Source organism: Stenotrophomonas sp. AB1(2024) (genome assembly GCF_037482345.1).
In the GTDB taxonomy this organism is placed as follows: domain Bacteria; phylum Pseudomonadota; class Gammaproteobacteria; order Xanthomonadales; family Xanthomonadaceae; genus Stenotrophomonas.
The window spans coordinates 1861680-1879775 of the sequence record NZ_JBBHKO020000001.1 but is presented as its reverse complement, the minus strand read 5'-3'; the positions used below and the strand labels follow the sequence as shown (position 1 = coordinate 1879775).

At 66.8% G+C, this 18096-nt stretch carries 11 protein-coding genes; 5 read left to right on the top strand and 6 right to left on the bottom strand.

The annotated features are described in order from the left end of the window. Nucleotides 1–51: 51 nt before the first annotated feature. Nucleotides 52–1389, bottom strand: coding sequence for a hypothetical protein (locus WIX41_RS08765; RefSeq protein WP_339446697.1), 1338 nt, complete (start codon nt 1387–1389; stop codon nt 52–54). Then, complete coding sequence (locus tag WIX41_RS08760) at nt 1386–3071, bottom strand: molecular chaperone HscC (RefSeq protein WP_339446696.1); 1686 nt, start codon at nt 3069–3071, stop codon at nt 1386–1388. The genes WIX41_RS08765 and WIX41_RS08760 overlap by 4 nt, the downstream gene beginning before the upstream one ends. A 125-nt stretch (nt 3072–3196) precedes the next feature. On the opposite strand from WIX41_RS08760, the gene WIX41_RS08755 reads away from it, so the two are divergent. Beyond that, on the top strand, nt 3197–5344 hold the full coding sequence (locus WIX41_RS08755; protein WP_339446695.1) for a S46 family peptidase: 2148 nt from the start codon (nt 3197–3199) through the stop codon (nt 5342–5344). A gap of 12 nt (nt 5345–5356) precedes the next feature. On the opposite strand, the gene WIX41_RS08750 is transcribed toward WIX41_RS08755, so the two are convergent. After that, on the bottom strand, nt 5357–6088 hold the full coding sequence (locus WIX41_RS08750) for a hypothetical protein (protein WP_339446694.1): 732 nt from the start codon (nt 6086–6088) through the stop codon (nt 5357–5359). Nucleotides 6089–6259: 171 nt separating this feature from the next. Here WIX41_RS08750 and WIX41_RS08745 point away from each other — a divergent pair, with 171 nt between their 5' ends. Both WIX41_RS08745 and WIX41_RS08740 read left to right on the top strand, forming a co-directional pair. Further along, nucleotides 6260–9706, top strand: coding sequence for a hybrid sensor histidine kinase/response regulator (locus WIX41_RS08745; RefSeq protein ID WP_409187474.1), 3447 nt, complete (start codon nt 6260–6262; stop codon nt 9704–9706). Nucleotides 9707–9781: 75 nt separating this feature from the next. Next, nucleotides 9782–10897 carry a hypothetical protein gene (locus tag WIX41_RS08740; protein WP_339446692.1) on the top strand — a complete coding sequence of 372 codons (1116 nt, stop codon included), beginning with the start codon at nt 9782–9784 and terminating at the stop codon, nt 10895–10897. A 21-nt stretch (nt 10898–10918) separates the two neighbouring features. On the opposite strand, the gene mntP is transcribed toward WIX41_RS08740, so the two are convergent. The 3 genes from mntP to acs all read right to left on the bottom strand — a co-directional run bounded on the left by mntP (nt 10919) and on the right by acs (nt 14491). Next, complete coding sequence (gene mntP / locus WIX41_RS08735) at nt 10919–11497, bottom strand: manganese efflux pump MntP (protein ID WP_339446691.1); 579 nt, start codon at nt 11495–11497, stop codon at nt 10919–10921. 366 nt (nt 11498–11863) lie between these two features. Then, entirely contained in the window at nt 11864–12529 is a 666-nt protein-coding gene (locus WIX41_RS08730) for a response regulator transcription factor (RefSeq protein WP_339446690.1), read from the bottom strand. Nucleotides 12530–12547: 18 nt separating this feature from the next. Next, the gene (acs, locus tag WIX41_RS08725) at nt 12548–14491 is read right to left on the bottom strand and encodes an acetate--CoA ligase (RefSeq protein ID WP_339446689.1); all 1944 of its coding nucleotides are present in this window, start codon (nt 14489–14491) and stop codon (nt 12548–12550) included. A gap of 359 nt (nt 14492–14850) precedes the next feature. On the opposite strand from acs, the gene WIX41_RS08720 reads away from it, so the two are divergent. After that, nucleotides 14851–16278, top strand: a complete 1428-nt coding sequence (locus tag WIX41_RS08720; protein WP_339446688.1) for a DcaP family trimeric outer membrane transporter — start codon at nt 14851–14853, stop codon at nt 16276–16278. Nucleotides 16279–16392: 114 nt separating this feature from the next. Further along, the gene (locus WIX41_RS08715) at nt 16393–18048 is read left to right on the top strand and encodes an MFS transporter (protein ID WP_339446687.1); all 1656 of its coding nucleotides are present in this window, start codon (nt 16393–16395) and stop codon (nt 18046–18048) included. The last annotated feature ends 48 nt before the right edge of the window (nt 18049–18096 follow it).

Here is an 18096-nt window from a genome sequence, read left to right as displayed (position 1 = left end):
CAGGCCCCAAAGGAATCGCACACATGATCGGCAGTCGTTTGGGAGCCGCCCCTACCTTCGCGCCGCGCCGATGTTCCTGCGCAGATCCATTGCCCAGAACAGCAGCGAGACGCCGATGCCGGCCAGTGGCCAGATCACGCTGAGCACCAGCGGCAGACCGTTGGGCTCAGCGTGCGGGTCCGGACCGCGCGTCCTGGCGCGCGTCAATGCGATGAGCGCCAATCCGAACGCCAATGCACGGTCGAGTGCCATCAGCAGCAGACCGTCCATTCCCACCGCGCGCTGGGCCCACATCGCGGCCCCCATCACGATGGCCGCTGTGGGTAGAAAGGCCCAGCGCAGCCATGCCGGTCCACGTGCGTCGCCTTCGTGGGCGCACTGCCAGCGCAGCAAGGCGCTGTAGCCGCGCCACAACAGCCATCCGCCAGGCACCAGCAGGGTCGCCGCCGCGATGATCAACCCGCCTCTGGATGCGCTCACGGCGGGACTGGAATAGACCCCCCACGCAGTCACCATTCCCAGGAACAGCCCGGTGATGGCGCACCGCCATGCGCCGTAGATCAGGTGGACGCGGTGCGATGGATCGCCAAACCTTGCCCAGAAGCCGACCTGCACAGGATCCAGCCCCGGCGGTAGCTCTTCCACCGGCCAGTACTCCAGCGCGGCCAGCATATACGGCATGTCGCGGCTGCGCGTGGGAATGCTGGCGTCGAGACGATTGCGCCAGCGCGGGCGTGGCTCGCTCAGCCGCGCCACGGCCTCATCGGTTTCCTGTGCGGACAGGTAGCGCTCGCTGCAACGTTCGTAGTCGATGCGAAGCGCACCGCGCGACGCAGGCAACAGCCGCCACGCCTGCCGGCATCGCCGCGCTACTGCCGCGAGCCACAACGGATCCAGGTCAAGGGCAATGTCGTCCCAGTCGAATGCCTGCATCAGGGTGTTGAAGTTCGCCTCCGACAAGGACGGATGCTCGTGGTGCAGGTGGCCCAGCAGCGCCCAGCCTACCTCGGCGCGAAACTGCAGCGACCAGCCCAATGCCCGTTCCTGCAGCAGCATGCACAATGACGATGCACTGGCCGTGCCGGCATGAAGGATGATCTCGCGTGCTGCGCTATCCGGATCCAGCACCGTTGGCACGGTTTCGGACAGGACCCGCCGTGGAACGTCCGGGTTCGGCGTCTCCGCGTGAGTGGTCTCAAGTGCGTGAGGTTGCTCATCCGACCCGCTGCGGCAACGGGCGAGGGCATGCTGGTAACACGCATGCAGATCCTGGAAGGCTTCAGGATCGTCATCGGGGCGATTGGAACGCAACAGGCGCGCATAGGCGCGCTTCACCGCGCGCGCGTCACCCTGTTCGGCCAGTTCCAGCAGTTCTTCGCCGGCACTCATGCCTCTGCTTCCAGGGCGTCCAGCGCGGCAGTGAAGGCCTCGCGCTGCTCGGAAATGCGTACCGCGTCCTGGCTCTCCAGGGTGGAGCGGAAATGTGCGAGCCACGCCTGCACATGGTCGCGGCTGTCGATGTACTCCGCATACACGCGTTCGGCCCGGGCCATGAGAGCGACGTTCGGCAGGTGTTCGCGTGGGTGCGCCTTCAATGCCTGCAGGACGGCCAGGCGCGTTTGGATCTGTGCGGCATCCAGTGCGCCCTCATTGCGCTGCAGGACCAGGTCATGCCGGCGCCCGTTGCTGGTGTCGGTGATCTCCACCTGCAGCAGGCCATCGACATCGTAGGTGAAGCGGACGCGGAAGCTGCCGTCACCGCCGCGCGCGGGATCGACCGGAATCTCCAGCCGGCCCAGCGCGATGTTGCGTTCGACCACCGGGTGTTCGCCCTGGTAGATGCCCACCGACAGGATCTTCTGTTTGTCCGACACCGGACTGATCGACTGCTCGCGGCTGACCGGCACCACGCTGTTGCGCGGAATCACCGGCAGGAAGTAGCCGGGGTGATAGCGGCCGCGTTCGTCCACGCGGGAAATGTCGATGCCCAGCGTATATGGGCACACATCCGTCAACACGACTTCTTCCAGGTCGATGGCACGTTGTTTCAGGCCCGCTGCAAGCGTGGTCCCCAAGGCGATCGCCTGGTCGGGATGGATATGGCGCAGCGGCAGGCGACCCAGCAGTCGCGTGGCCAGGCGCCCAACCATCGGCATGCGCACCGCGCCGCCGACCAGCACCACGTCATCGATGTCGCCCGGGCCCAGCCGTGCATCGCGCAGCGCGCGTTCGATGGGTAGGCGCATGCGCTGCAGCAGTGGTGCGGCAAGTGTCTCGAACCGCTCCGCCGTGCAGGTCCATTGCACCGTCGTCCCCAGCAGCGGGATCTGCAGCGCGCTGTCGCCGTTGCTCGACAGGCCCTGCTTGAACGCCTCCATCTGCTGGCGCAGGCGTGCCAGCTCACCGGCCGGCAACTGTTTCAGGTTGGTGCTGGTATCGGTGGCGAACGCCTGCAGGAGAACCTCCAGGAAGTCTTCGCCACCCAGGAAGGTATCGCCCGCCGAGGCATGCACCTCCACGACCCCGTCGAACAGTTCCAGGATCGACACATCGAAGGTGCCACCGCCCAGGTCCAGCACCAGGATCCTGCCTTCGCCCTCGCGGTCACGCAGGCCATAGGCCAGTGCGGCGGCGGTGGGTTCATTGATCAGGCGTTCCACCCGGATGCCGGCCAGTTCCCCGGCGGTGCGGGTGGCCTTTCGCTGCGCATCGCTGAAGTAGGCCGGTACGCTGATCACCGCCTCTTCGATGCGAACGCCAAGCGCAGCTTCGGCGTCGGCAAGAAGTGAGCGCAGTACCAGCGCGGACAGCTCTTCGGGACGGAACCGGCGTTCGCCCAGCGTCACTTCATGGTCGGTGCCCATCAGCCGCTTGAACGTCGCCGCCGTAAGGTGAGGGTGGGTCACCAGCCGTTCCCGCGCCGCCCGTCCCACCAGAACCGTGTCGCCATCCAGGCTGACCACCGAGGGCGTGAGCAGATCGCCGTAGGCATTGGCAAACAGGCGGCCGCCCTGGCCGTCATGCACGCCGATCAATGAATGCGTCGTTCCCAGATCAATCCCTACGATCATCCCTGCCATCTCCCCCTGAGAAGCACCGATTCTAGCCAGCCCACGTCACCCCTGACCATCGGGCGTTGCCCCACGGGCGCCCAGTGGCTAAGGTGCCCGCTCGTTCCGCCGTACTGGATGCACCCATGCCCGCACGCAAGCCCCTCAGCGCCGCCCTGGTCCTTGGCCTCACCTTGGCCGCAGCCGCCCACGCCGACGAAGGCATGTGGATGCCGACCCAGCTGCCGGACCTGGCCAAGCCGCTGAAGGCCGCAGGCTTCAAGGGCAACCCGGCCGACCTGGCCAACGTGACGGCCGCGCCGCTCAGCGCCGTGGTCCGGGCGGGTGGGGGCACCGGCTCGTTCGTCTCCGACGATGGCCTGCTGCTGACCAACCACCATGTCGCCATGGGCGTGATCCAGTACAACAGCACCCCCGAGCACAACCTGATCGACGGCGGCTTCATCGCCCAGGGCCGCACCGACGAGCGCCCGTCCAACCCGGATTTCCGCGTGCTGGTCACCACCGGCTTCGACAAGGTCACCGATGAAGTGCTGCGCGATGCGCGCGGCAAGACCGGGCGCGCCTATTTCGACGCCGTGGACCGCGCCAGCAAGCGGCTGGTGGCCGAGTGCGAGCAGGAAGGCAACGTGCGCTGCAGCGTGGCCGACATGTACTACGGCACTGATTTCTACCGCATCCGCCAACTGGAACTGAGCGATGTGCGGCTGGTCTACGCGCCGCCGCGCGCGATCGGCAACTACGGCGATGAGATCGACAACTTCATGTGGCCGCGCCACACCGGCGATTTCACCCTGCTGCGTGCCTACGTGGGCAAGGACGGCAAGCCGGCGGCCTACAGCCCGGACAACGTGCCCTACCACCCGCCGGCGCACCTGAAGATGGCCGTCGACGGGCCCAGGACCGGTGATTTCGCCATGCTGGCCGGCTACCCGGGCATCACCTACCGCCACCGCACGGCGGCGGAATTCGCCGGCCAGATCGATGCGGTGCTGCCGCGCCGGGTGGCGGTGTTCCAGCAGATGATCGACACCATCGAGGCAGCTACCGCGAAGGACGCGCAGGCGCGCACCCGCTATGCCGCGCAGCTGCAGTCGCTGAAGAACAACCGCAAGCGCGCCGCCGGTGAGCTGGAAGGACTGCTGCGCAGCGATGCGAAGACCCAGCGCGCCACCGACGAGGCCGCGATGCTGAAGGCCACCGATGCCACCTGGCAGCCCGACATCCAGGCGCTGTTCGGTTCGTTGTCGCAGGGCGCGGCGATGGGTGAACGCGATTTCGTGCTGGAGCAGGCGGCCAGCCAGAGCCAGCTGCTGCGTTCGGCGCTGCTGCTGGAGCGGCTGCGCATTGAATCGGCCAAGCCCGATGCCGAGCGCGAAAGCGGCTACCAGCAGCGCGACCAGGCGTTGATCGAAGGCACCCTCAGGCAGGTCCAGCGCCGTTACGCGCCGGATGTGGAGAAGGCGTTGCTGACCAACCTGCTGACCCGCTACCAGCAGCTGCCGGACGCGCAGCGCGTACCCGAATTCGATGCTGCATTCGGCCGTACCCCGGCCGCGCTGGCCAAGGCATTGGACGCGCTCTACACCGGCACCCGGCTGGGCGACGAAGCCGAACGCCTGAGCCGCTTCGCTGCCGCCAAGGACGGCCAGCCGCTGGCGCACGATCCGCTGATCGACCTGGCCGGCCCGCTGGTGGCCGCGCAGCTGCGCCTGGAAAACCAGCGCAAGGAGCGCGAGGGAGAGCAGTTGCGCCTCCGCCCCGCTTACATGCAGGCACTGTTCGCCTGGCGTGCCAAGCAGGGGCGTGCGGTGTACCCGGATGCCAACCGTACCCTGCGCGTCAGCTACGGCAAGGTGGAAGCGCTGTCCCCGCGCGATGCGGTGCACTTCGATCCGGTGACCACCGTGGCCGGCATCGTCGAGAAGAACACCAACGCGTTCCCGTTCGATGCACCCAAGCCGCTGCTGGCGGCGATCGCCAAGGGCGACTTCGGCAGCACTGCCGACCCGGTGCTGAAGACCCAGACGGTCAACTTCCTGACCAACCTGGACACCACCGGCGGCAACTCCGGCTCGCCGGTGCTCAATGCCCGCGGCGAGCTGATCGGGCTGAACTTCGACAGCAACTGGGAATCGGTCAGCGCCAGCTGGTGGTTCGACCCACGCTTCAAGCGCGCCGTACACGTGGACATGCGCTACCTGCGCTGGTTGCTGGCCAAGGTCTACCCGGCACCGGTCCTGCTGCAGGAAATGGGCGTGCCGGCCGAGTAAACCGGCCGCCGCTCATTGCCGCGGCAGCGGCGTCAGACCGGTCCAGTCCATCTGCAGGCGTGCGCGCAGCAGATCCAGCCCGTTGCCCAGCGGGTTGTCCGGGTCCCAGACGTTGGGATCGGGAGAGGCATCCAGTGCAGGTGGCGGCACCGCGGCGTGCCACGCCGCCAGGTTCAACCTCAGTCCGCCCTGGTGACGGCCGGCCTCGGGCGGCAGTTCCTGCGCGCCCACCACCCGCACCTCGGTGGGCTGGAACCCCAGCCGGAGGGCGCTCGCCAACAGTTTGGCGGCGATGTCGCAGATGGCCAGTTCCCGCCAGGTCAGTGGCAACGCGCAGGGCAGCAACCCGAATTCGCGGCGCAGCTCCTGCCGCAGGTGGGCATGGGCCTGGCTCTCCGGCCGCTGCACGGCGGGGTCTGCGCTGACCTCCAGCGGTGTTGCGGTTTCCACTTCGTGCAGGTAGTGCAGCAGGTGTACGGTGCGCTGTTCGTCGGCGCTGAACGGCCCCGCCTGTGACCCCGGCACCGGCGCCACCAGGCGCAGGTAGTGCTGGGCCATCGGCCAGTCGGTGGTCCGATCCGATGGCGGCGGGGTCTGGGTGACGGCCGGGACGTTCCTGACCGAGTGCAGCAGGTTGTTCAGGGCGTTGCAGATAAGGGAACGCTGCTGCGGCGGCAGCGAGGTTTCCAGGCGATGGCGCAGCATCGGGGTCAGTGCATCCGGGACGGCGGTGGCAACGGGCATGGCGGACTCGGCAGCGGGTAGGTTCCTCCACGCTGCCCGGCCCTGGCCAGTGCGGCAAGCGGCAACCACGACGTCCCACTGTCGGTTGTGCCCGCCCGGTTCGAGCCGAGGGCTGCCGCACCGGGTTCATCCAACCGCTACACTGCCGGTTGCGTTCGCGGAAACATGCCCGTGGTCTCCAGCTGGATCCTGCTGCTTGTGTCGGTGGCCTACGCCGCCCTGCTGTTCGGCGTGGCCTGGTGGGGCGACCGCCGGCCGATGTACCCCGACCGCCCGTGGCTGCGCCCGGTGGTCTACAGCCTGGCGCTGGCGGTGTACTGCTCGTCGTGGACGTTCTACGGCGCGGTGGGTACGGCGGTGCGCAACGGCATCGGCTACCTGCCCATCTACCTGGGCCCGCTGCTGCTGCTGCTGTTCGGCTGGCGCATCATCGAGCGCCTGGCGCTGATCGCGCGTAGCCAGAACGTGGTGTCCATCGCCGACTTCATCTCCTCGCGCTTCGGCCGCTCGCGGCGCCTGGCCGCGCTGGTGGCGGTGATCGCGCTGATCGGCATCGTGCCGTACCTGGCCCTGCAGTACAAAGCGGTGGCGATGAGCCTGCAGGTGCTGACCGGCAACGTCGGCCCCACCGGTTACTTCAGCGACCCGGCGCTTTACGTGGCGCTGTTGATGGCGCTGTTTGCCACCCTGTTCGGCACGCGCCAGGTGGATGCCACCGAGCACCACCATGGCATGATGCTGGCCATCGCGCTGGAATCGATGATCAAGCTGATCGCCATGGTGGCGTTGGGCCTGTTCGCCTACCTGTGGCTGGCCGACCGTGGCGAAACCGTGGTGCGCAGCGCGCACACGCTGTTCACCGGGTTGCCGCCGGTCGGCTTCATCTCACAGACCCTGCTCAGTTTCCTGGCCATCGTGTGCCTGCCGCGCCAGTTCCACGTGGCGGTGGTCGAGTGCGGTGACGTGCGCGATGTGCGCCGCGCGCGCTGGATGTTCGGTGGCTACCTGATCATCATCTCGGCGATGGTGATTCCGATCGCCACCGCCGGCGTGACTCTGTTCGGCACCGGCGGCAGCATCGCCGACGACAGCATGGTGCTGGCATTGCCGCTGGCCGAGGGGCGCAAGTTCCTGGCGCTGGTGGCCTACGTGGGCGGCTTCTCGGCGGCGACCGGCATGGTGATCGTGTCCTCCATCGCGCTGGCCACCATGGTCAGCAACGACCTGGTGATGCCGGTGCTGCTGCGCCGCAGTGGCGATCACCAGGAGGCCGCCGACGTTGCCTCGCGGGTGCTGTGGATCCGCCGGTTGGCGATCCTGCTGCTGGCGCTGGCCGCCTACAGTTACTACCGCGGCAGCAGCAACGACAGCACGTTGGCCTCCTACGGGCTGATGGCCTTCGCCGCCGTGGCGCAGTTCGCACCGGGCCTGATCGGCGGCCTGTACTGGCGTGGCGCCAGCCGCCGGGGCGTGGAGGCCGGCATCCTGCTTGGCTTCGGTACCTGGATCTACACGTTGCTGCTGCCGGCGCTGACCCACGCCGGTTGGATGGACGCCCGCTGGCTGACCGAAGGCCCGTTCGGGATCGCCTGGCTGCAGCCACAGCGCCTGTTCGGCATGACCGGCTGGGATCCGCTCACGCATGGCACCTTCTGGTCGCTGCTGGTCAATGCCGCGGCCATGCTGCTGGTGTCGGTGCGCTGGCGCCCGGGCGTGGATGAGCGCCTGCGCGCCGCTCCCTTCCTGGACCCGTATGCAGAGCGCCCCTCCGTGGCCGGTACATGGCCGGGCCATGTGCACGTAGGCGACCTGCTGGCGCTGGCTTCGCGCGTGGTGGGTGACCGGCATGCGCGCCGTTCGTTCTTCGAACAGGCCCAGTCGATGGGGCACGAACTGCAGGCATCGGCCGCCGCCGACCGCGCCTGGGTGCAGTTCACCGAACGCCTGCTGGCCGCCTCGATCGGTGCCGCCTCCGCGCGTCTGCTGCTGACCAGCCTGCTGCGCGGCTCGGGCATGGACCTGGGCGAAGTGGTGGCCGTGCTCGACGAGGCCGGCCAGGAACTGCGCTTCAACCGCGAGATCCTGTCCACCACGCTGGAAAACATCAGTGCCGGGGTCAGCGTGGTCGATCCGGAAATGCGCTTGACCGCCTGGAACCGCCGCTACCAGCAGATGTTCGGCTACCCCGACGGCATGCTGTACGTGGGCCGCCCGGTGGCCGACCTGATCCGCTACAACGCCGAGCGTGGCGAGCTGGGCGAGGGCGAAACAGATGTGCAGATCAACCGCCGCATCGGCTACATGCGCGCCGGTTCGCCGCACATCTTCGAGCGCACCCGCAGCGATGGCCGGGTGATCGAGATGCGCGGCCAGGCACTGCCCGGCGGTGGCTATGTCACCAGTTACAACGACATCACCGATTACAAGCACGCCGAGACCGCGCTGCTGGAAGCCAACGAAACCCTGGAACAGCGCGTCGCCGAGCGTACGCACGAAGCCGAACTGGCGCAGCAGTCCAAGACCCGCTTCCTGGCCGCAATCAGCCACGACGTGCTGCAACCGCTCAACGCCGCGCGCCTGTTCGCCTCGGCATTGCGCGACAGCCACCACAACAGCGACGAACAGCGGCACCTGGCCGAACGCGTGGATGCCTCGCTGCGCGCCGCCGAAGAACTGCTGGATGGGTTGCTGGACGTATCGCGGCTGGATGCCGGCGGCCTGCACCCGGTGATCGGTGATTTCGACGTGAGCCTGCTGATGCGCGAACTGGCCGCGCAGTACTCGCCGGTGGCGGCCGGGCGTGGCCTGCGCCTGGACCTGTTCGCGCGCCAGGCCTGGGTGCGCAGCGACCGCCGCCTGCTGCGCCGGGTACTGCAGAACTTCCTGGCCAACGCGTTGCGTTACACCCGGCAGGGCCGCATCGTGCTGGCGGTGCGCCATCGTGGCGAGGAGATCGAGCTGCAGGTGTGGGATACCGGGCCGGGCATTCCCGAACACCACATGCAGCAGATCTTCAACGAGTTCCACCGTTACCAGCAGCCGTTCGACTGGGGCGAGCAGGGCCTGGGCCTGGGCCTGTCGATCTGCCAGCGCATCTCGCGCCTGCTCGACCACCGCCTCAACGCGCGCAGCCGGGTAGGCAGTGGCAGCATGTTCTCGATCCTGCTGCCGCGTGCACAGGTGCCCGAGCTGCCGCCCAGCGATGCGCAGGCCGCCGCCCCCGAACAGAGCACACGCACCGATTCGCTGGCCGGCATGCGCGTGCTGTGCGTGGACAACGACCAGGAGATCCTCGACGGCATGCGCGCGTTGCTGGGCCGCTGGCAGGTGCAGGTGATCACCGCCAGCACCGTGGACCAGGCGCTGGAAGAAGTGCAGGCGCAGCCGGATGTGATGCTGGTGGATTACCACCTGCACGACCGCCTGGATGGGCTGGATACGCTGGTGGCGCTGCGCGAGCGCGCCGGGCGCGACATTCCGGGGGCGTTGCTCACCGCCGATGGCCGTGACGAGCTCAAACGCATGGCGCGCGAGCGTGGCTACCGCCTGCTGACCAAGCCGATCAAGCCCGCGTCGTTGCGTGCCTATCTGGCCGCACACTCTACCCTGAAGGGTTGAAGCCGACAGGCGTGGTCCTGCCGCACTGTCGCGCTGTCTATGCTGCAGAGCCGATTCCTGCGCTGCGGAGTTTCCGTGCCCGTTCCCTCGTTGCGTTCCATTCTCGCCACCCCGCTGCATTCGGCCTGGGCGATCCCGCTGGGGGGCAGCGTGGGTGCTGCCGTGGGCGGTGCGTTCTCACTCGCCTTGCGCGGCTGTGCCAACGTCGTTCCGGGCGCCTTGATCGGGGGCTGCATTGGCATCGGCTGGACCCATGTGCAGCGCTACCTGGACCCGGGCAGGGCCATGGCGCGGCTGCAGCCGCATGAGCGCGCGCTGGTCGACTACCCGGCCGTACGCGAGCTGCTGCATGAAGCGGGTGCCAGCGTCGATGACCTGGACGCCTTGAAGCCACTGGCCGCGCAGCTGGAACGGGATTTCAGCCGGGTGACACGTGAGTTCAATGCGTATTGCCGGGCCCGCAGGGTGCCACCGAATCCGCTCATTGCAGGCGTCATCCGTCATTTCTACCTGACCCATTGCCGCGATCGTGCGGTCATGCTGCTCGCCAAGCGCAACGCCACCGCGTGTTACCTGGTGGCCGCGCGCGAAGGGCAGGGCACGGCCATTGCGGCCGCGCTGAACCAGGCAGGCACGCGCGCCGGCACCGTGCTGCGCCAGCTGCACTGCCCGTACCTGCGCGTGGACCTTGCCAATACCGCGCTGCGTGATGCGCATGCGTTCACCACCGACGAATGCCAGGGCGAGATGCGCGTGCATTCGTTGCATGACCGAGCCCGGGAAACAGTGGAAACGCTGGCGACCAGTCCACTGGTGGATGTAACCCATCGCCGACTGCCGCGGCGCCGGCACGTGAGCCACGGCAGCGCCGCTTCCGTGGCGGACATCGCCGCGCCAGCAGACGCTGACCGCGAACGGGTCATCCGCGGGCCGCTGCTGCGCGCAAAGCTGGCCGGACTGCCCGCGGACAGTCGTACCTGCCGGGAACTGAGACGGATCGAACAGGATCTGGCAGCGAACCGTCCGTGCGGCCATCCGGTGCGTTACCACGGCAGGAACTACCTTGCCATCGACATCCACTTTGCGGGCCGGCAGAGTCCCGGCCGCAACGTGTGGCGGCTTCTGCACCGCAAAGGCCCAGCCGGGCATGAACTGGTCGACATCGTCGACTACCACGATCCACGCAGCTGAGGCCAGGCCGCCCGGCGCTGCTCAGCCGGCGGCGCCGCTGAGGTGCTCATACAGGATGGCACTGCCAACCAGGATCAGGATCACGCCGCCGGCGATCTCGGCACGCTTGCCGATCATGTCGCCCAGTACCCGCCCCAGCATGATGCCGGTGGTGACCATCACCAGCGTGCACAGGCCGATCACCGCCGCCATCACGCCGATGTGCACGTCCAGGAAGGCCAGGCCCACGCCCACCGCCATCGCATCGATGCTGGTGGCAAACCCGGTCACCGCCAGGTGCCAGAAACCGTGGTGCTTGTCGGGGTCTTCGTCGGCGTCGTCCTTGTCCGGCTTCACCCCGTTGATGATCATGTGCACGCCCAGCGCGCCCAGCAGCACGAAGGCGATCCAGTGGTCGAAGGCTTCCACGTAGGAGGAGGCGGCACGGCCGAGCAGCCAGCCGATCACCGGGGTGATCGCTTCGATCACGCCAAAGATCAAACCGGCACGCAGCGCATCGGCAAAACGCGGTTTGCGCATGGCCGCACCCTTGCCGATCGCCGCCGCGAAGGCGTCGGTGGACATGGCAAAGCCGATCAACAGCATCGAAATGGGGGACATCAGAAGACAGTGCAGGTTGGGCGATGACGGACAACGGTCCACGCTCGCGCCCAACCTGTCGTTGCGCACGCGGACCGCTGGTCTCGCCAACCATCAATGGCTGCCCGCACCACGGCGCACTGGCCGAGTATGTTGATACGGGCGTTTCCCTTCAGCAGGAAACAGGCTACTCCCCAAGGGGACGCGAAGCTTAGCACCGCGAACGCGGTTTACCGCCCAAATCCGCGAATTGCGCAGGGAATGCTGGGATGTATAGCTGCGGCTATAACGCCTGCGGCGCTACAGCCGCAGCGGGTAGCGCCGGCCGTTGGCCGGCCCTCATGGATTCGCACCGATCGCCACAGCGCGGCGATGCAGATCAAACCCTCAGTCTTCCTCAGGCGGCAACACCAACGGCTCATCATCCAGCGTCAGCTTCCCGGCCATCAACACCGCCTGCGTCCGGTTGGTGACCCCCAGCTTGCGCAGGATCGCCGTCACATGCGCCTTGATGGTCGCCTCGGATACATTGAGGTCATACGCGATCTGCTTGTTGAGCCGCCCCGCCCCCAGCATCTGCAGCACCCGGAACTGCTGCGGGGTGAGCTCACGCAGGCGCTGGCCCACCTCGCGCTCCTCACGCCCGGTCGGCGGCACGTTGTGCGCTTCCGGCGGGGCCCAGGTTTCGCCATCGAGGATCGTGCCCAGTGCGTGGCCGATGGTGTCCGAGTCGGCCGACTTGGGAATGAATCCGAACGCGCCATGATCCAGCGCGCGCCGCATCACGGTGGGCTCTTCGCGCGCGGACACCACCACGACCGGTAGCTGCGGGTGCAGTGCACGCATATGCACCAGCGCGTTGAAACCCTGCGCACCGGGCATGTTGAGGTCCATCAGGACCAGGTCGGCGTCGGCATGCTGGTCAGCCAGCTGGTACAGCGCTTCCACGCTGTCGGCCTCGTACAGCAGCACGCCCGGCATCACCCGCTGCACCGCGCCGCGCAGGGCTTCGCGGAATAGCGGGTGGTCATCGGCAATCAGCAGGGTGGGCATGGGGACAGGGGGGATCAATTACTTGACCTTACGCTCTTCCACCAGCGATGCCACTACCGAAGGATCGGCCAGGGTCGAGGTGTCGCCGAGCTGGTCCGGTGCGTTCTCGGCGATCTTGCGCAGGATGCGGCGCATGATCTTGCCCGAGCGCGTCTTCGGCAGCCCCGGCGCCCACTGCAGGTGGTCCGGCGAGGCGATCGGACCGATCTCCTTGCGCACCCACGCCACCAGCTCTTTCTGCAATTCTTCGCTCGGCGTCTCGTCGGCCACCAGGGTCACATAGGCATAGATGCCCTGGCCCTTGATGTCGTGCGGGAAGCCGACCACGGCCGCTTCGGCCACCTTCGGGTGGGAAACCAGCGCGCTTTCCACTTCCGCCGTACCGATGCGGTGGCCCGACACGTTGATCACGTCGTCGACGCGGCCGGTGATCCAGTAATAGCCATCCTCGTCGCGACGGCAGCCGTCGCCGGTGAAGTAGCTGCCCGGGTAGGTGCGGAAGTAGGTGTCGATGAAGCGCTGGTGGTCGCCGTAGACGGTGCGCATCTGGCCCGGCCACGAATCGCGGATGATCAGGTTGCCTTCGGTGGCGCCGTCCTTGATCTCGCCATCGGCATTGACCAGCGCCGGCTGCACGCCGAAGAAGGGCAGGGTGGCCGAACCCGGCTTGAGGTCGATCGCGCCGGGCAGCGGTGAAATCAGGATGCCGCCGGTTTCGGTCTGCCACCAGGTATCCACGATCGGGCAGCGGCCATCGCCCACCACGTCGTAGTACCAGCGCCAGGCTTCGGGATTGATCGGCTCGCCGACGCTGCCGAGCAGGCGCAGTGAGGCGCGCGAGGTGCGCTTGACCGGCGCATCGCCTTCGCGCATCAACGCGCGGATCGCGGTGGGCGCGGTGTAGAAGATGCTGACCTGGTGCTTGTCGATCACCTGCCAGAAGCGCGAGGTATCGGGGTAGTTCGGCACGCCTTCGAACATCAGCGAGGTGGCGCCGTTGGCCAGCGGGCCGTACACGATGTAGCTGTGCCCGGTGACCCAGCCCACATCGGCGGTGCACCAGTAGATGTCCTCTTCGCGCAGATCGAATACCGCCTCATGGGTGTAGGCCGCGTACAGCAGGTAACCGCCGGTGGTGTGCAGCACGCCCTTGGGCTTGCCGGTGGAACCGGAGGTGTAGAGGATGAACAACGGGTCTTCAGCGTTCATCCGCTCCGGTTCGCACTGCGCTGGCTGCGGGTCCACCACATCGTGGAACCAGCGGTCGCGCGGGGCCTGCATGTCCACCGCGCCGCCGGTATGGCGCACCACCAGCACCGTTTCCACCGTGGTGGTGCCGGGCAGCTTCAGCGCGGCATCCACGTTGGCCTTCAGCGGAATCCTGCGACCGCCGCGCAGGCCTTCGTCGGCGGTGATGATCAGCTTGCTGCCGCAGTCGATCACGCGGTCGGCAATCGAGTTCGGCGCGAAGCCGCCGAACACCACCGAGTGGATCGCACCGATGCGCGCGCAGGCCAGCATGGCCACGGCGGCGTCGACGATCATCGGCAGGTAGATGGTGACCCGGTCGCCCTTCTTGACGCCCAGGTTGCGCAGCGCGTTGCCAAGGCGGCAGGTGCGCTCATACAGCTCGCGGTAGGTCACGCCCTGCGCCGGCGCATCCGGGCTGTCCGGTTCGAACAGCAGGGCGACCTTGTCGCCGCGCTTTTCAAGCTGGCGGTCCAAGCAGTTCACGCTGGCGTTGAGTTCGCCATCTTCGAACCACTTGATGCGGAAATCGTCGAGCTGGTAGCTGACGTTGCGGATCGTGGACGGCTTTTTGTACCAGTCCAGCCGCTCGGCGGCCTTGCCCCAGAACGCGTCGGGGTTGTCCACCGATTCGCGGTAGAGCTGCTGGTAAGTGTTCTTGTCAATGCGCGCCTTGGCGGCAACGTCCGCCTTGACGGGGTAAAGATCGGCCATGGCACCCTCACTTGCACTAGGACTGGGTTGTGCAATCGCAGCATAACCCGGGATTGTTCCCCCTCAGTTTGCCGCATCCACCGCCTCGCGCGGTATGCAACTGCTTAGACCTTCGTAGTAAAGCGTAGAGCCACGCCCTGCGTGGCTGCACCCTGTCGGACCGGCGCGTACCGACCAACGGTCGGTACCTACTCAGCTGCCTGCGGCATCTGCTGTCCGCCTTTGGCGTCCAGGTATCCGCCCCGGCGGGGCGGATACGACCAATTGCCAATAGCCCAGGTGCGTCAACCCGCCGCACGCTCGGCTCGACCGTGACCCCACACGCGGCGATCACCTTGCCACCCGGGAGAGAGGGCAACATGAGTAACCGTATGTTGAAGACCATGCGCAAGCCGTTGGCGACCTGCCTGTTGGTCGCGTTGGTGGCGCCTGGCATGGCGTTTGCCGAAACCGCCAAGGAAAAGCAGCTGGAAGCCCGCGTTGCCGAACTGGAACGCCAGGTGCAAATGCTGCTGTCCACCACCCAGCAGCAACAGACCCAGATCAGCCAGGCCCAGACCGACGTGACCGCAGTGAAGACCGTGCAGGCGCAACAGCCTGCCGGCGCCACCGTGCCCGCCGGCAAGCAGCCGATCCAGGTCACCACCATCACCCCGGGCGCCGCGCCGGGCACCACGGTCAAGATCGGCGGCTTCATCAAGGCCGACTTCCTGCTCACCGAGACCGGGGACGGCCAGCTGGCCGACGATGCCACCGGCCGCGCGCTGTACCTGCCGGGCCAGACCCCGGTGGCCGGTGCCGGTGGCAGCGGCGAGCGTTCGGACGTGGACTTCAATGCCCACGCCAAGTTCTCGCGCTTCAACCTGGGCATCGACAACGTCAGCGAGGCCGGCAACAAGTCCGGCGCGTTCTTCGAGATGGACTTCTTCGGCAACTCGCTGGGCAACCAGACCGCTACCAATACCTATGGCGTGACCCTGCGCCACGCGTACATGTATTGGAACAACTGGATGGCCGGCCAGACCTGGTCGAACTTCATGGACGCGGCCTCGCTGCCGGAAGCGGCCGACTTCGTCGGTCCCACCGACGGCGTGCTGTTCGTCCGCCAGGCGCAGATCCGCTACACCAAGGGCGGCTTCAGCGTCGCGCTGGAAAACCCGGAAACCACCGTGCTCACCGGCACCCGCGATCCGGTCACCGGCGCGTGGACCAACGTGGCCAGCAACAGCGACCGCGGCTCGTTGCCGGACCTGACCCTGCGTTACGGCTGGAAGGGCGACTGGGGCACCTTCGGCGTGGGCGGTATCGTGCGCCAGCTCAAGATCGACAACCAGGCTACTGGTGCCGACGCCGACAAGATCGGCGGCGGCCTGACCCTGGGCGGCAAGTGGGTGATGGGCGGCAGCGACCAGCTGCACTACCAGATCAGCGGCGGCGAAGGCATCGCGCGTTACGTGGGCCTGGGCGTCACCGCCGATACGGCGTACGACGTGGCCCGCGACGAACTCAACCCGACCGGCGTGCTGGCCGGCTATGTCGGCTGGCGCCACGCCTTCACCCCGAAGCTGCGCACCAACCTGATCTACGCGCGCAGCGACTACGACAACGACAGCGTACTTGGCCCGTTGGTCACCAAGAGCGTGCAGAGCATCCGCGGCAACATCTTCTACACGCCGATGCCCAAGGTCGATATCGGCGCGGAGTACATGTACGGCGTACGCGAGATCGAAGACGGTCGCAAGGGGGACATCAACCGCGTGCAGTTCACCACTAAATACAGTTTCTAAAGGAGTGCCGACCAACGGTCGGCGCTACCGGATGACAACACGAACGCCGGCACGCAGTCGGCGACACATGACGAGTGCCGACCAACGGTCGGCGCTACCGAGGGGAAGCGTCTTATGTCCACCACACCTGTACCTGCAAAATCAGAACTTACCAAGGGCCACAAGAAGGTCATCTTCGCATCCAGCCTCGGCACCGTTTTCGAGTGGTATGACTTCTTCCTGTACGGCTCGCTGGCGGCGATCATCGCCAAGCAGTTCTTCAGCGGGGTCAACGAAACCACGGGCATGATCTTCGCCCTGCTGGCCTTTGCCGCCGGCTTCTTCGTGCGCCCGTTCGGCGCGGCCTTCTTCGGCAGCCTTGGCGACCGCATCGGCCGCAAGTACACGTTCCTGGTCACGATCCTCATCATGGGCATCTCGACCTTCCTGGTCGGCGTGCTGCCCAACTACGCGTCCATCGGCTTTGCCGCGCCGGTGATCCTGATCATCCTGCGCCTGGCCCAGGGCCTGGCGATGGGCGGTGAATATGGTGGCGCGGCGACGTATGTAGCCGAACATGCACCGGCCGACAAACGTGGCCTGTACACCAGCTTCATCCAGTGCACCGCGACGCTAGGCCTGTTCCTGTCGCTGCTGATCATCCTGGCCTGCCGCTACTTCCTCGGCAACGAAGCGTTCGAAGCCTGGGGCTGGCGCATTCCATTCCTGGTCTCCATCGTCCTGCTGGGCGTCTCGGTGTGGATCCGCCTGCAGCTGAGCGAGTCGCCGCTGTTCCAGCAGATGAAGGCCGAAGGCAAGGGTTCCAAGACTCCGTTCCGTGACAGCCTCAAGGGCGGCAACCTCAAGCTGATGCTGCTGGTGCTGCTCGGCGCCGCGGCCGGCCAGGCGGTGGTGTGGTACGGCGGCCAGTTCTACGCGCTGTTCTTCCTGAGCAGCATGCTCAAGGTCGACGCGACTACGTCCTACCTGCTGATCGCCGGCGCGCTGGCCTTGGGTACGCCGTTCTTCATCTTCTTCGGCTGGCTGTCCGATCGCATCGGCCGCAAGAAGATCATCCTGGCTGGCTGCCTGTTGGCCGCGGTGACCTACATTCCTGTGTTCAAGGGCCTGACCCACTTCGCCAACCCGGCCATCGAAGAAGCCCGCAGCAGCTCGCCGGCACTGGTGATTGCCGATCCGGCCACCTGCTCGTTCCAGTTCGATCCGGTCGGCCTGCGCAAGTTCACCAGCTCCTGCGACGTGGCCACCGCCGCGCTGACCAAGGCCGGTGTGCCGTACGACGTGCAGCCTGCCGCCGCCGGTTCGCTGGCCCTGGTAAGCGTGGGCAGCACCCAGGTGACCTCGTTCGAGGCCGCCGGGCTGACCAAGGATGAGCTCAAGACCAAGGGCGACGCTTTCGGTGCAGAGCTGAAGACGGCACTGACGACTGCGGGTTACCCGGCCAAGGCTGACAACGCCCGCATCAACATCGCCGGCACCGTGTTCATGCTGTGGATCCTGGTGCTGTACGTGACCATGGTCTACGGCCCGATCGCGGCCTACCTGGTCGAGCTGTTCCCGACCCGCATCCGCTACACCTCGATGTCGCTGCCGTACCACATCGGCAACGGCTGGTTCGGTGGCTTCCTGCCGGCGATCTCCTTCGCGCTGGTGGCCGGCACCGGCAACCTCTACTACGGCCTGTGGTACCCGATCATCATCGCGCTGATGACGGTCGTGGTCGGCGGCCTGTTCCTGCACGAAACCAAGGGTGTGGACATCACCAAGTAACCCGGTGATGGCGTAAACCAGAAGGGCCGTGGCATTGCCACGGCCCTT